Origin of the sequence: Actinacidiphila rubida, assembly GCF_900110255.1 — a bacterium.
Classification (GTDB): Bacteria; Actinomycetota; Actinomycetes; order Streptomycetales; family Streptomycetaceae; genus Actinacidiphila; species Actinacidiphila rubida.
This window is the reverse complement of the sequence record NZ_FODD01000010.1, coordinates 207,689-221,931: the sequence shown is the minus strand read 5'-3', so window position 1 is coordinate 221,931 and position 14,243 is coordinate 207,689. Positions and strand designations below refer to the sequence as shown.

12 protein-coding genes are annotated in these 14,243 nt (G+C 74.4%); 6 read left to right on the top strand and 6 right to left on the bottom strand.

The window, feature by feature from the left end; all coding sequences use genetic code 11:
• The 6 genes from BMW99_RS12860 to BMW99_RS12835 form a co-directional block, all read left to right on the top strand.
• Window positions 1-1,416, top strand: a 1,416-nt coding sequence (locus tag BMW99_RS12860; protein WP_075016825.1) for a sodium:solute symporter, incomplete at its 5' end; no start/stop codon positions are given.
• A 135-nt stretch (window positions 1,417-1,551) separates the two neighbouring features.
• Window positions 1,552-2,766, top strand: coding sequence for an anhydro-N-acetylmuramic acid kinase (locus BMW99_RS12855; RefSeq protein ID WP_069463116.1), 1,215 nt, complete (start codon window positions 1,552-1,554; stop codon window positions 2,764-2,766).
• Window positions 2,767-2,798: 32 nt separating this feature from the next.
• Window positions 2,799-5,720, top strand: coding sequence for an FAD-binding and (Fe-S)-binding domain-containing protein (locus tag BMW99_RS12850; protein ID WP_069463117.1), 2,922 nt, complete (start codon window positions 2,799-2,801; stop codon window positions 5,718-5,720).
• A gap of 140 nt (window positions 5,721-5,860) precedes the next feature.
• Window positions 5,861-6,373: a SigE family RNA polymerase sigma factor gene (locus tag BMW99_RS12845; protein WP_069463118.1), complete on the top strand. Its 513-nt coding sequence runs from the start codon at window positions 5,861-5,863 to the stop codon at window positions 6,371-6,373.
• 168 nt (window positions 6,374-6,541) lie between these two features.
• Window positions 6,542-7,447, top strand: coding sequence for a hypothetical protein (locus BMW99_RS41295; RefSeq protein ID WP_069463119.1), 906 nt, complete (start codon window positions 6,542-6,544; stop codon window positions 7,445-7,447).
• 72 nt (window positions 7,448-7,519) lie between these two features.
• Window positions 7,520-7,795 (top strand): hypothetical protein, encoded by a 276-nt coding sequence (locus BMW99_RS12835; protein WP_069463120.1) that lies wholly within the window; start codon window positions 7,520-7,522, stop codon window positions 7,793-7,795.
• A 101-nt stretch (window positions 7,796-7,896) separates the two neighbouring features.
• On the opposite strand, the gene BMW99_RS12830 is transcribed toward BMW99_RS12835, so the two are convergent.
• The 6 genes from BMW99_RS12830 to BMW99_RS12805 are packed head-to-tail and all read right to left on the bottom strand — an operon-like array spanning window position 7,897 to window position 14,158.
• The gene (locus BMW99_RS12830) at window positions 7,897-9,498 is read right to left on the bottom strand and encodes a fused response regulator/phosphatase (RefSeq protein ID WP_069463121.1); all 1,602 of its coding nucleotides are present in this window, start codon (window positions 9,496-9,498) and stop codon (window positions 7,897-7,899) included.
• On the bottom strand, window positions 9,495-11,462 hold the full coding sequence (locus tag BMW99_RS12825) for an ATP-binding response regulator (RefSeq protein ID WP_265736953.1): 1,968 nt from the start codon (window positions 11,460-11,462) through the stop codon (window positions 9,495-9,497). The genes BMW99_RS12830 and BMW99_RS12825 overlap by 4 nt, the downstream gene beginning before the upstream one ends.
• Window positions 11,459-12,517 carry an ATP-binding protein gene (locus BMW99_RS12820; RefSeq protein ID WP_322900199.1) on the bottom strand — a complete coding sequence of 353 codons (1,059 nt, stop codon included), beginning with the start codon at window positions 12,515-12,517 and terminating at the stop codon, window positions 11,459-11,461. Before BMW99_RS12820 ends, BMW99_RS12825 begins: the two co-directional genes overlap by 4 nt.
• The gene (locus BMW99_RS12815) at window positions 12,514-12,942 is read right to left on the bottom strand and encodes an anti-sigma regulatory factor (protein ID WP_069466830.1); all 429 of its coding nucleotides are present in this window, start codon (window positions 12,940-12,942) and stop codon (window positions 12,514-12,516) included. Before BMW99_RS12815 ends, BMW99_RS12820 begins: the two co-directional genes overlap by 4 nt.
• On the bottom strand, window positions 12,939-13,316 hold the full coding sequence (locus tag BMW99_RS12810) for an STAS domain-containing protein (protein WP_069466831.1): 378 nt from the start codon (window positions 13,314-13,316) through the stop codon (window positions 12,939-12,941). The genes BMW99_RS12815 and BMW99_RS12810 overlap by 4 nt, the downstream gene beginning before the upstream one ends.
• Window positions 13,313-14,158, bottom strand: a complete 846-nt coding sequence (locus BMW99_RS12805; RefSeq protein ID WP_069466832.1) for an STAS domain-containing protein — start codon at window positions 14,156-14,158, stop codon at window positions 13,313-13,315. The genes BMW99_RS12810 and BMW99_RS12805 overlap by 4 nt, the downstream gene beginning before the upstream one ends.
• Between the last annotated feature and the right edge of the window lie 85 nt (window positions 14,159-14,243).

The following is a 14,243-nucleotide window of genomic DNA, read 5'->3' as shown; positions in this document are numbered from 1 at the left end:
CTGACCGTGATCAGCGTTCCCGGGGCGGCGTACAGCGGCTCGGGCTTCGGCAACGTCGAACTCGCCCTCGGCTACGTCATAGGCCGCGTCGTGGTGGCCACCGTGCTGATCCCGCTGTACAAGCGCGGCGGGTTCGTCAGCGCCTACCAGTACCTCGGCCACCGCTTCGGGCTGAAGCTCCAGGGGCTGGCGTCGGTGACGTTCGTCTTCACCCGCCTGCTCGCCGAGGGCGTGCGGCTGTTCGCGTCGGCCATCCCGATCAAGCTGCTGCTCGACGAACTCGGCGTGCACACCAGTTACAAGGTCATCATCCTGGTGCTGACGGTCATCACCGTCGTCTACACCTACCTCGGGGGCATCAAGGCGGTCATCTGGACCGACGCCATCCAGATGGGCCTCTACCTGGGCGGCGCCATCCTCGCCATCGCGGTGCTCACCGGGCACGTCGGCAGCCACGGCTTCTCCCAGGGCCTGCACAACGGCCAGTTCAAGCTGTTCGACACCAACTTCGCGCTGGACCACATCCTCACCAGCCCGTTCGCCCTGCCCACCGCGATCATCGGCGGCGCCATCTTCGCGATGGCGAGCCACGGTTCGGACCAGCTGATCGTGCAGCGCATCCTGGCCACCCGCACCCTGCGCGACGGCCAGAAGGCGATGATCGCCTCCGGCATCTTCGTCACCATCCAGTTCGCCGCGTTCTCCCTGGTCGGCGCCCTGCTCTGGTCGTACAACAAGGGCGCCAGCTTCAAGGACCTCGGGCTGAAGAGCTCCGACAACCTCTACCCGCAGTTCATCCTGCACAGCCTGCCGGTCGGCATCTCGGGCCTGCTGGTCGCGGGCATCCTGGGCGCCGCGATGGGCTCGCTGTCCTCGGCGCTGAACTCGATGTCGAACTCGACGGTCTCGGACATCGCGCACAACCTGTTCAAGGTGTCGCCGTCGGACGAGACGCTGCTGAAGCTCGCCAGGGTCATGACGCTGGTGTGGGCGGTGCTCATGGCCGTGTTCGCCATGGCGTTCAGCACCAGCACGGGCAACGTCTACCTGACCGGCCTGACCATCGCCGGCTACACCTACGGCGCGCTGCTCGGCGCGTTCCTGCTGGGCCGGCTCGTCAAGCGGGCGAACGAGGTCGACGCGTTCGTCGCGTTCCTGGTGACCGTGGGCGTCATGACCTACATCGTGCGCCAGGTGAAGATCGACGTGCACGTGGCGGGCGCGACCGTGCCCACCGCGATCGCCGCACAGTGGCTCGTGCCGATCGGCGTCGTGGTCACCCTCGTCGTCGGCGGCGTGATGAGCCTGTTCCACCGCGCCCCGGCCGTGGCACCCGCCGCGGACCCGGGAACCGGGACCGCCACCGGACCGGCCCTCGGCGCCGAGTCGCTCGACCCGGCGGCCGGAAGGTCCTGACCCGACTCCGGGCGGGGCGGCCGCGATCCGGCCGGCCCCGCCCGGATCCACGTCCGCCCGAGGCCGGACGCCGCGGCCGGGGGCCCGCCCCCGTCCCGGCGTCCGGCCCCGGACCCTCCGAACCACTGGAGCACCATGCGCGTCATCGGCCTGATGTCCGGCACGTCCTACGACGCGATCGAGGCCGCGGCGGCCGACATCGCGCTGGAGGGCGACACTCTCGTGATGCGGCCCCTGGGCCGGGTCAGCACGCAGTACTCCGAGGCGCTGCGCGGGGCGATCACCGCGGCCCTGCCCCCGGCCGCGACGTCCACGGAGGTCGTGTGCGCGCTGGACACCGGCATCGGGCAGGCGTTCGCGGAGGCCGCGGTGCTCGCCCAGCGCGAACTGTGCGACGGCCGGGCCGACCTCGTCGTCTCGCACGGCCAGACCATGCACCACTGGGTGGAGGACGGCGTGGTGCGCGGCACGCTCCAACTCGGCCAGCCCGCCTGGATCGCGGAGGCCACCGGGCTGCCCGTGGTGTCCGACTTGCGCAGCCGGGACGTGGCCGCGGGCGGCCAGGGCGCCCCGCTGGTCGGCCTGACCGACACGCTGCTGCTGTGCGGGCTGCCCGGCGTGCCCGCCGCCCTCAACCTGGGCGGCATCGCGAACATCACGGTGGTCGCCCCCGACGCCGACCCCGTCGCTTTCGACACCGGACCCGCCAACGCGCTGCTCGACGCGGCGGTCCGGCACTTCACGGCGGGCGCCGCCGCGTACGACGAGTCCGGGCGGGGCGCCGCGGCCGGCACGGTCTCGCCCGTCCTGCTGAGCAGGCTGCTGGACGAGCCCTACTACCGGCTGCCCGCGCCCAAGAGCACCGGCAAGGAACTGTTCCACCTGCCGTACCTGCTGGCCGCGCTCGAGGACGTGCCCACCCCCGATCACCACGACGTGCTCGCGACGCTGACCCGGCTGACCGCGGTCACGGTGGCCGGCGCGTGCCGCGCCCAGGGCGTCACGCAACTGGCCGTATCCGGCGGCGGCGCGCACAATCCCGTCATGATGCGCATGATCGCCGAGGAACTCCCGGAGGTGCGGCTGCTGTCCAGCGACGACCTCGGGGTGCCGTCCGACGCGAAGGAGGCGCTGGCCTTCGCCGTGCTGGGCTTCCTCACCGTGCACGGTCTGCCCGGCACCCTGCCGTCCACCACCGGCGCCCGGCACGCCTCGGTGCTCGGCAGCATCACGCCCGGCCGCGGCCCGCTGCGTCTGCCCGAGCCCGCCGCCGTCGCGCCGCGGACCCTGCGGGTGGCGGGTGCCGGCGCCCCGGGTGACGAGCCGCCGGCCGCGTGCGCCACCGCCTGAACTCCCCTCCCACGACGTCCTGGAGAAGCCGCATGAGCCAGCCCACCGCCCGTACGTCCGCCACCGCCGCCCCCGGGGCAGCCGCACCGGACGGCAGTGCCGGTGGCGGACCGGCCGGCCTGCTGGCGATGCTGCGCTCGTGCGTCACCGACCCGGCCCGGGTGTCGGCCGACCTGCCGCGCCGGGCCGCCCTGGCGCACGACGCGTCCCCGTACCTGCTCACGCCGCAGGCCGTGGTGCGGGCGGCGTCCACCCGGGAGGTGGCGGCGCTGATGGCCGGCGCCCGCGAGGCCGGCATCCCGCTCACCCTGCGTTCGGGCGGCACGAGCCTGGCCGGGCAGGCCGGCGGAGACGGCGTGCTCGTCGACGTCCGCACCCACTGGCGCGAGGCGGAGGTGCTCGACGACGGCCTCCGCATCCGCCTCCAGCCGGGTCTGACGATCCGCCAGGCCAACGCCCGGCTGGCCCGCTACGGGCGCCGGCTCGGACCGGACCCGGCGAGCGAGTCGGCGTGCACCGTCGGCGGGATGGTGGCCAACAACTCCAGCGGCATGAACTGCGGGACGAAGGACAACGCCTACCGGACCCTGGAGTCGCTGCAGTTCGTGCTGCCGTCCGGCACGCTCGTCGACTCCGGCGCGCGCGACGCCGACGACCGGCTCCGGGACCGCGAGCCCGACCTGCACGCGGGCCTGCTGCGGCTGCGCGACCGGGTCCGGTCCTCACCGGAGGCCAGGGCCACCGTGGAGCGGCTGTTCGCCATGAAGAACACCATGGGGTACGGCCTCAACTCCTTCCTCGACCACTCCTCACCGGCCGACATGCTCGCCCATCTGATGATCGGCAGCGAGGGCACGCTCGGCTTCGTCGGCGAGGCCGTCTTCCGTACCGTCCCGGTGCTGCCGCACTCCGCGACCGGGCTGCTGATCCTGCCCGGGCTCGCCGAGGCGACGGACGCGCTGCCCGCCCTGCTCGCGGCGGGCGCCCGCACCGCGGAGCTGCTGGACGCGGCCTCGCTGCGCGTCGCGCAGGCCGCGGCCGACGCGAGCCCCGCGCTGCGCGGCCTGCGGGTCGAGGAACACGCCGCCCTGCTCGTGGAGTTCGCCGAGGACCGCGCCGAGGAGCTGGAGCAGGTCCTGGCCGCGGCCCGCCCGGTGCTCGACGCGCTGCCCGCGGTGACCGGGACCGCGCTGACCCGCGACGCCCGGGAGCGCGCCGCGATGTGGCACGCGCGCAAGGGGTTGTACACCGCGGTGGCGGGGGCGCGGCCGGCCGGCACGACCGCGCTGCTGGAGGACATCGCCGTCCCCATGGAGCGGCTGACCGGCACGTGCGAGGGCCTGACCGGCCTGTTCGACCGGCACGGCTACCAGGACGCGGTGATCTTCGGCCACGCCCGTGACGGCAACCTGCACTTCATGCTCACCCAGCGCTTCGACACCGCCCAGGAGGTCGACCGCTACGCGCGGTTCACCGACGACATGGTCGACCTCGTGCTGCGCGAGGGCGGCACGCTCAAGGCCGAGCACGGCACCGGCCGCGCGATGGCGCCCTTCGTCCGCCGCCAGTACGGCGACGACCTGTACGAGGTGATGCGCGAGCTCAAGCGGCTGTGCGACCCGTCGGGCGTGCTCAACCCCGGCGTGCTGCTGGACGACGACCCGGCCGTCCACCTCCAGCGGCTCAAGGACGTCCCGGACGTGGACCCGGCGGTGGACCGCTGCGTCGAGTGCGGCTACTGCGAGCCGGTCTGCCCGACGGCCGACGTCACCACCACCCCGCGCCAGCGCATCGCGCTGCAGCGGGAGATCGCCCTGGCGACCGCCGCGGGCGACGAGGAGCGCCGCAGGGAGCTGGAGGCGGACTACGCGTACGCGGCCGTCGACAGCTGCGCCGCCGACAGCCTGTGCGTCACCGCCTGCCCGGTCACCATCGACACGGGCGCGGTGATGAAGCGGCTGCGCGGCGACCGGCACAGCGCGCTCGCACAGGCCGCGGGACGCACCACCGCCCGCCACTGGGGCGGCGCCGTCAAGGGCGTGCGCCTCGGACTGACCGCGGCCCACGCGGTGCCCGCGCCCGTCGTGCGCGCCGCCACCTCCGCGGTGCGCCGGCTCGGCGCGGGCGAACTCGTGCCCGACTGGGCCACGGGCGTGCCGCGGTCCGGGACGCCGCGGCCGGCGCCCCGTCACCCCGCCGGGACGCGGGCGGTGTTCTTCGCCGCGTGCATCGGCGACGTCTTCACGGGGCCGGCCGAGGGGAACGCCGCCGGGACGCCGGGCGCGCGTCCCGCCGGGGCCGCGGCGGCGTTCCTGCACCTGTGCGACCGGGCGGGCGTGCCGGTGACCGTGCCGGACGGCCTGTCGGGTCTGTGCTGCGGCACGCCCTGGCAGTCCAAGGGCTACACCGGCGGCCACCGCGCCATGGCCGCCCGGACGCTGGAGGTGCTGTGGGAGGCCAGCGACCACGGGCGGCTCCCCGTGGTCTGCGACGCGTCCTCGTGCACGCACGGCCTGGAGCAGCTCGCGTCCGCGCTCCCCGAGGAGGACCGCGGCCGCTACGAGGCGCTGCGCTTCACCGACAGCGTGACGTTCACCCGCGAGCACGTGCTGCCGTCGCTGCCGGAGCTCCCCCGAATGGACTCCCTCGCGCTCCACCCGACGTGCTCCACCGTGCACCTCGGCATCACCGACGACCTGCGCGCCCTGGCCGGCGCGGTCGCGGCCGACGTCACCGTCCCGGACTCCTGGGGCTGCTGCGCCTTCGCCGGCGACCGCGGGCTGCTCCACCCGGAGGTCACCGCCTCGGCGACGGCCGCGCAGGCCGCCGAGATCAACCGCGGCACGTACGACGCGTACGCGTCGTGCAACCTCACCTGCGAGATCGGCATGAGCCGCGCGACGGGCCGCCCCTACCGCCACATCCTGGAGATCCTCGCGGACGCCGTCGGCTGACCCGACGCTCCCACCCGCGTCCCTCGTCCCGGGACCGGCCCCCGCCAGGCCCCGGCCTGCGGGCCGGTCCCGGGGCGTAACGTTTTCCGGCCCCCGGCGCGTCATTGGAGTGTGGAGCGTACGGGGGAGGGCGAGGCCGGATGCGCAAGGCGGCTGCGGACGCGTACAGGGATTTCGCGGTGGCGAGGGCGGGACACCTCTTCCGCTCGGCGTGCCTGCTGTCCGGCGGCGACACCCACCTGGCCGAGGACCTCGTCCAGGAGACGCTGGGCCGGATGTACGTGGTCTGGGGTCGTATCGACAGGGTCGACAACCCGGCCGGCTACGCGCAGACGGTCCTCGTGCGCACCTTCCTCACCCACCAGCGGCGGCGCAGCAGCCGGGAGAGCCCCGCGGCCGTGCTGCCCGACCGGGCCGCGCCGGACCCGGCGGGCGACACCGCGCTGCGGGTCGCCCTGCTCACGGCGTTAGCCGCGCTGGGACCCAAGGACCGGGCCGTGCTGGTCCTGCGGTACTGGGAGGACCGCAGCGTCGAGGAGACCGCGGCGGTCCTGCAGTCCAGTCCCGGCGCGGTCCGCACCCGGACGACCCGCGCGCTGGCCCGGCTCCGCGGCGAGCTGGACTGCGGCCTCGTCGATCTCGTCACCGGGTGACCGCGCACGCACCACGCCCCGCCCCGGATCCGCTCCGGATCCGGCCACGACACGCGACGCGTTGCCGCGACTCAGCACTCACGACCCACCAGTCACGATTCACGCATCACCACTCACGCATCACCACTCACGACTCACGACTCACGACTCACGAAACGGTGGTCCACCATGTCCGAACAGCCCGAGTACTCCCCCGCCGCCGGGTCCGGCGAGCGTGACGAGGCCGTGGAGGCCGCGGCGTTCCTCCACGCGCTGCACCGCGCCGCCGACGGGTTCCCGCCCGCCGACAGCCGGGCGCTGGTGTCGGCCGGCTACTCCCGCGGACGCACCCTGCGCCGCCGCCGGGCGGCGGTCGTCACCGCGGGCGCGGCCGTCCTCGCGCTCGCCGGTACCGGCGGTGTACTGGCCACCGCCTCGGGCCACGCTGCGCCGGGCGCGGCGCACGACGTCACGGCCGCCTCCGCGCCGTCGCGTTCGGCCACGGCCGGCGCGCACGCGGTGGACACGTCGGCGAGCGCCCGGCCGATCAGCGCGCGGCAGATGGAGGACCTGCTGGCCTCGATGCTGCCGCCCGGCAGCATCTCGGGGCGCGACGGACGCGGCACCGACGACGAACTGCCGCCTTACGCCCACGTGGTCTTCGACGACGGCCACGGCGCGTCCGCGATCGAGGCCATCGTGGAGACCGACGGCGCGGCCGGGGCCGACTGCACGGCCGACCTGCCTCCCGGCGACTCCTGCACGCAGACCCAGGTCCACGGTGGCGTCCTGACCGTCATGAAGACCTACGAGTACCCGGACCACCGGGCCGACACCAAGGACTGGATCGCCGACTTCCGTACCCCCGACGGCACCCTGGTCGAGATCAGCGAGTGGAACGCGCCCGCGGAGAAGGGCGCTCCGGTGACCCGCCCCGAACCGCCGCTGAGTGCCGCCCGGCTCGGCGCCGTCGCGACCAACCCGGCCTGGCGCCGCGTGGCCGCGGCGGAGCGCGCCTCGACGCCGAAGGACTCGGCCCACGCCACCGCCGGCACCGGCACCGGCCGCCGCGACGAGGTCGCCCTGGACGTGTGACGCGACCGGCCGGCTGACGAGGGAGCCGGCCCGGCCCGGCCGCGCTCCCGTGGACCGAACGTCCGCGGGGGCGTGGTCGGCAACGGCGGCGGCGCCTACAGCCTCACGCTGTCGGACACCACCAAGGGCTCGTCGAAGACCACCCAGGCGTCGCCGGGCGCCCAGGACGCGAGCGCCGAGGCCGTGATCGAGTCGCCGGCCGGCAGCTACCCGTCCTTCCAGGAGCAGGACTTCAGCGGCATCACCGTCAACGGCCAGTCGTTCTCCGCGTACGGCCTGCAGGCCATCGACAGCGGCCCGTACGCCGAGACGGCGCTCGACGGCTCGTTCTCCATCGTTCCGGGCTGACCGCGCCCGCCGGACGGCCAGGAGGCGTACCGGCCCCGGACCGGGTGGGCCGGCATCCGGGTCCGGACGCGTGCCCGCCGGGCGGCCGGCATGCCGGGAGCTCAGCGGATCCGGGCCGTCAGCAGCGCCACGTCGTCCCGGCCGTCCGGCGGGAAGTGGCGGAGCATCAGTTCGCAGACCTCCTCGACGTCGTCCGGGCCGCCCGCGAGCACGTCGGCCATCCTGCCCAGGTCGCTGTCGAGATCCGTCCCCCGACGCTCCACCAGGCCGTCGGTGACCATGACGATCTGCGAGCCGCGCCGGACCGCGAGCTCCTCGGCCGGCGGATGCGGCAGCTGGAGACCCAGCATCGGGCCGTGCCGGGTGACGTAGCGGGTGGTGCCGTCCGGCTCGCGCAGCAGCGGAGGCAGGTGGCCGGCGTTGGCGATGCGCAGGGTCGTCCCGTCGCCGCCGAGCACGGCGACGCACACCGTGGCCCCCATCGTCGCGTCGACCCGGTACAGCAGGTTGTCCAGGCGGGTCAGGATCCCGTCCGGCGCATGGCCCTCCAGCGCGTAGGCGCGCAGGGCGTGCCGCAGCTCCCCCATCACCACCGCGGCGTCCAGGGAGTGGCCCGCCACGTCTCCGACGGCGAGCAGCAGGCCGTCGGGAACCGTCAGCGCCTCGTAGAAGTCGCCGCCGATCTCCGCGGTCCTGTTGGCCGGCAGGTAGCGGACGGCCAGGTCCGCGAGGGAGGTGCGGGGCAGCGACACGGGAAGGAAGGTGCGCTGGAGGGTCAGCGCGAGGGTGTGCTCCTGGCGGTAGGAGCGCAGCGCCTCCACCGAGAGCGCGCAGGCGTGGGCGAGTTGGCTGAGCACGTCGCCGTCCCCGTGGAGGGCGCTGCCGGGCACCAGCACGCTGGCGGCCGAGCCGGTGCCCTTGACCTGGGCGGAGGCGACCGCCACGGTGCCCTCGGCATCGGCGGGCACTGCGGGGAGCGGCACCTCTGCGGCCGGGAGGACGTCGAGCCTGACCGGCGCTCCGGCCTGGCCGGCCCGCCCCAGGAACTGCCGGCCGAACCGCTCGGAGGGGTCGTCGGCGGACGCCGTGGTCTCGCCGTCACCGGTGCTGCGCACATGGATCGGGGCGTCCTCGGCGCTGCGGACCACGACCGCCGCGGCTCCCCCGTAGATGCGGGTGGCCCCGAGCGCGGTGCGGGCGGCCAGCTCGGCGGTGTTCTCGGCCCGGTAGAAGTCCATCGTCGCGCGGTTGAGTTCGCTCAGCCGGGCGGCGAGGGTCTCGGCCCGCTTCCGGGCGCGGGCGTACCGCAGGGTGGCGGCGACGGTCGCGATCAGCTCGTTGGGCGCCACCGGCTCGGTGAGGTAGGCGTCGGCGCCGCGGTTCAGCCCCTGGGCGCGGTCGGTGGTGCTGATCGCGGAGGCGGACACGTGGATCACGGGCAACGCCGCCGTGCGCGGCTCGGACTTGATGGCCTCGCACACCTCGAAGCCGGTCATGTCGGGCAGCCGGACGTCGACGACGGCCGTCTCCGGCAGTGCGGGAAGGTCCCGCAGCAGTGCGAGGGCGCCCGCGCCGTCCTCGGCCTCGACCACCTCGTGGCCGGCCCGGCGCAGGTAGGTGCCCAGCACGTAGCGGTTGGTCGGGTTGTCGTCGACGAGCATGATCAGAGCGGAACCGCCGTCGGCGAGCGGGACTGATGTCATGCGCCGTCCGCGTCCTGGGCGTTCGGGTGCGCCGTGCCGGTCCGATCGGGGCGCGGCCCCTGCCGGCGCGGCAGCGGCGGCACCGTGCCGAGCGCCGGCGCGATCACGTCGGCGAGCCGGGACGCGGACAGGTTGGTCTTGCCCAGCACCGCCCGCGCGTGGGCCAGGCGGGGCCGGTCCAGCTCGGAGCGGTCGCCCGCGGTGAGCACCACGACCGGGAGCCGCGCGAGCACGGGGTCGCCGGCCAGCACGGCGAGCAGCTGGTAACCGTCCGGGGGCGGCATGCTGAGGTCCAGCAGCACCGCGTCGGGTTGCAGCCGGCGTATCGTGCGCACCGCGTGCGCACTGTCGCCGACCTCGGTCACCAGGGACGCCAGCTCGCGCAGCACAGGGCGGACGGACGCCAGGAAGACCGGGTCGTCGTCGACGATCACCAGTGACCGCAAGCGGAGTCGTCCCTCGTCGTCGCCGCCCCCGGGCCCGTCCCCGGCGGTGCGGGCCGCGGCGGCACCGTCACCGGTGCCGGGCACCGCCCAGTCCTGGGCGGGAGCGGGCTCATGCCGGGGGTGTGCCGGGATCTCGACGGTCACCACGGTGCCGGCGCCCGGCGCGCTGGACAGGCTCATGCGGCCGCCCAGCAGCGAGGTCAGGCGGCGGGCGTAGGGCAGCCCGAGGCCGGTGCCGGAGCGGGCCCGCTGGTGGGGACCGCGCACCTGGTAGAACTCCTCGAAGACGCGGCCCTGTTCTTCCGCCGGGATGCCGACGCCGGTGTCGGAGACGGCGAAGGCGAACCACGGTCCGCCGGCCCGGTCGTGCCGCTCCACGGTCAGCCGCACCTCGCCGTGCTCGGTGAACTTCAGGCTGTTGGACAGCACGTTGCGCAGGATCCGGGTGAGCATCACCTCGTCGGTGGTGAGCGGGGCGAAGCCCTCGTCCGCCGGTATGGCCAGGACCACCCCGGGGCGCGCCGAGCCGCCGAGCGTGCCGCGCAGCTGGTGGAGCAGCATCCGCAGGTCGACCGGGACCAGTTCGGGTTCCAGCCGGCCCGACTCGGCCTTCGCGACGTCGAGCAGTTCCTCGACCAGGGCCAGCAGGGTGCTGCCCGACGCCGCGATCATGGACACCTGCTGGGTCTGCTCGTCGGTCAGCGGGTCCGCGCCGGGGGCGATCAGCAGCCGGGTGAGGCCGATCACGTCGTTGACGGGCGAGCGCAGCTCGTGGCTGACGTTGGCCCAGAAGCGGGTCTTGGCCTCGTTGACCAGGCTGAGCTGCCGGGTCGTCTCCTCCAGCTCGGCGTGGAGCGCGACCACGCCGCTGTTGGTGGTCTCCAACTCGTTCGACAGCTCGGTGTAGAGGGCCATGACGCCCTGGTTGGTGCGCTCCAGTTCGTCGTTGAGGCGCTGCAGCTCCTCCTGCTGGGCACGGGCCTCCTGGAGGGCCTGGAGCAGGTCGTGGTTCTGGCTGCGCAGTTCCTCGCCCACGCTGACACGGCTCAGCACCCTCAACTCCTCTCGTGCCGCGGCTGCGCGCTGCTCCAACGACTCCGGTGTGTCGGGTAGCGGCTGCCCCAGGAGGACTCGGGGAAACGGCCCTTCCTCCCACGCCGTCCGGTGCAGGAGCCGCTCGGCCGCGGCGAGGGTCCCGGCGGCCGGCCGCACGGCCCCGGTCCAGGCGAACTCCGCGACGGCGGTGGGGCGTCCGGCGGCGCGGTCCAGGGTCAGGCGGCCGGTCAGGCCGGGGGCCGCGAGCAGGCCCCGGCCCACCTCGCTGACCACGGTGGCCAGCCGCACCGTGTCGGTCTCCGGCATGCCGAGGCCGCGGCAGGCGACCTGGACCTCCCGCCGCAGCGCGAGCAGATCGCGTTCGCCCGCCACCGCCCGGCGCAGCACGTCGAGCCGCCGGCGTCGGGCCGAAGGCCCGGCTCCGCGGGGGGAGGCCGGGTCCGGCGCGGGGGGCGTGGTCACGACGGCACCTTGACCACGACGATCGCGGCGTCGTCGCGGTGGGTGCCGGCCTGCCACAGCAGCTGTCCGGCGATCAGCGCGGGGGCGACGGCCAGGAGTCCGGGGAAGTCGCCGGGCTGCCACCGGCTGCGCAGTCCGTCGGAGTGCAGGACCAGCGCGGCACCGGGGGGCAGCGCCGCCTCGTAGACCTGCGGGCGGCCGACGTTGTGGCCGACGATGCCCGGGGTGGACAGCAGCGACTGCCGGCTGCTGTCGCCCATCACCAGAGCGGCGATGTTGCCCGCCCCGCACAGCGAGACCCGGCGGGTGGCCAGGTCGACCCGGGCCACCGCGACCGCGGCGCCCCGCGTGCCGCGCAGCCGGCTGTGGATCGCGGCCAGTACGCCGGCGGGATCGCCGGCCCGGCTCTCCCGGAACGCGATCCGCGCCTCGTCGCCCGCCCGCGCCGCCAGCGGGCCGTGTCCCAGGCCGTCGCACATCATCACCATCACCGCCGACGGCTCGTCGTCGGTGTCGGTCCCGTACGGCTCGCCCCGCGCCGCCCAGGTGTCGCCGCACTGGGTCTCCCCGCTGATCGGGCGGGTGAGCCCGGCGATCTCGACGCGGGCGGGAACGCTGGACGGGGCAGCCACGGACGGCCCGGTGAAGCCGGCGTACAGACCGGTGCCGCGCGCCGGCACCGAGTGGATGGCGAACGCGTCCGCCAGGCGCCGGATCGCGCCCAGGCCCACGCCCAGCGTGCCGGCGGTCGAACTCCCGTCGCGCAGGGCGACCGAGAGCTCGGCGATGCCCGGACCGCTGTCCAGGGCGAGCAGTTCCACGTCGGACTGCCCGCCGCGTGCGGCCACCCGCAGTGCGAGGGCCCCGTCGACGCTGTGCCGCTGGAGGTTGGTCGCGGCCTCCGTGACGGCCAGCGCCAGGTCGCCCGAGCGGTCCTCGCCCAGGCCCACCCGCCGGGCCAGTTCGGCGGCCGCGCGCCGGCCCGCCGAGGCGAGCGCCTCGTCGGTCCGCAGCCACACGACCTCGCCCGCCTCCATGGGCGGTGCGGCGTTCACCGTGCCCACTTGACGACCGACACCGTGGTGCCCCGGCCGGGCGCCGACTCCAGGGTGAACTCGTCGGCCAGGCGGCGGGCGCCACTGAGCCCCAGGCCCATGCCGCGGCCGGACGACCACCCGTCGGTCAGCGCGAGGTCGACGTCGGGGATGCCGGGGCCCTGGTCGCTGAAGACGGCCTTGACCCCGGTGGTGCCGGCGCGCGTGACGATGCTCACGCGCATGGTCCCGCCGCCGCCGTAGGACAGCGTGTTGCGGGCCAGTTCGCTGGCGGCCGTGACCAGCTTGGTCTGGTCGACCAGTGACAGGCGGGCCTGCTGGGCCAGTGCCCGTACCGCCTGGCGGGCCTTCACCACGTCCCCGTTGCCGGTGATCGGGGACTCCTGCGCGTCGGACTCCTCCACCGGCTGCGACGAGGACGTCACCGTGGGACCGGGCCGTTGCGCCGGGAACGGCGCAGCTCGCCGATCCCCTGCTCCAGGTTGAGCGCGGTCCGCACCCCGCCGAGGGAGAGCCCCAGTTCGACCAGGGTCATCGCGACCGCGGGCCGCATGCCGACCACGACGGTCTCGGCGCCGAGCACCCGGGAGATGGCCGCGGTGGAGGCGAGCATCCTGCCGACGAACGAGTCCACGATCTCCAGCGCGGAGATGTCGATGACCACACCGTGCGCGCCGGTGTCGACGATGCGCTGGGACAGGTCCTCCTGGAGGTCCATCACCATCTGGTCCTCCAGGTCGAACTGGATGGAGACCAGGAGCACGTCGCCGATCTTCAGGATCGGCACCCGCTCGCTCACAGCAGCCCGCCGATCTCGACCGGACCGCGGGCCTCGATGCGGTCCAGCGCGTGCCGGAGGGCGTCCGCCAGCGTCGCCTTGGTGGTGATGTCGCCGAACTCGATGCCCAGCGCGACGATGGTCTGGGCGATCTGCGGCCGGATGCCCGAGATCACGCACTCCGCGCCCATCATGCGTGCGGCGACCACGGTCTTGAGCAGGTGCTGCGCGACCTGGGTGTCCACCGCCGGCACGCCGGTGATGTCCACGATGGCGTGGGTGGCGTTCAGGTCGAGCAGGGACTGGAGCAGCTTCTCCATGACCACCTGGGTGCGGGCGGAGTCCAGGGTGCCGACCAGCGGCACGCCCACGACGCCCTCCCACAGTTTCACCACCGGTGTGGACAGCTCCAGGAGCTGTTCCGCCTGGGCGGAGATGATCTCCTCGCGGGTCTTGGCGTGCACCTCGATCGTGTACAGGCCCAAGTCGTCGAGAACGCGGGCCAGTTGCAGGTAGGCGCGCACGTCCTCGCCGGCGGTGAGCGCCGGCTCCAGCACGTCCTTGAGGGACAGGACGCTGAACGCCGTCTCCGTGGGGCTGAATCCCTGACGTGCCCGGTTGCGGGACAGCTCGGTCAGCAGGCTGCGCACCTCGCCGTAGCTCTCGTCACGGGTGGCGAGGCCGCCCGACCGCAACGCGTCGAGCAGCGCCGGATACAGCTCGTGGAGATCCTGCTGCACCTCGGCGGCGGGAAGGCGGCCGGCCAGGGTCGACGTGACACTCCTCACCCACTGCCCGGTGAACTCCTCCCGGCCTTCCGTCAGCAGACCGAGCAACCGGTCCGAATCACCGACGTTCGTCATCCGCGCACCTTCTCCTCTGGTTCCCGGCCCTCTGCCCCGCGATTCGCGGCACCCTACGGGCGGCTACGGTGGCCTGCCCCCGCGG

Coding starts and splice junctions, on each gene's coding strand:
- BMW99_RS12845 (WP_069463118.1), top strand. CDS start 5,861: ATGCGCAAGGCGGCTGCGGACGCGTACAGGGATTTCGCGGTGGCGAGG.
- BMW99_RS12855 (WP_069463116.1), top strand. CDS start 1,552: ATGCGCGTCATCGGCCTGATGTCCGGCACGTCCTACGACGCGATCGAG.
- BMW99_RS12850 (WP_069463117.1), top strand. CDS start 2,799: ATGAGCCAGCCCACCGCCCGTACGTCCGCCACCGCCGCCCCCGGGGCA.
- BMW99_RS12805 (WP_069466832.1), bottom strand. CDS start 14,158: ATGACGAACGTCGGTGATTCGGACCGGTTGCTCGGTCTGCTGACGGAA.
- BMW99_RS41295 (WP_069463119.1), top strand. CDS start 6,542: ATGTCCGAACAGCCCGAGTACTCCCCCGCCGCCGGGTCCGGCGAGCGT.
- BMW99_RS12830 (WP_069463121.1), bottom strand. CDS start 9,498: ATGACATCAGTCCCGCTCGCCGACGGCGGTTCCGCTCTGATCATGCTC.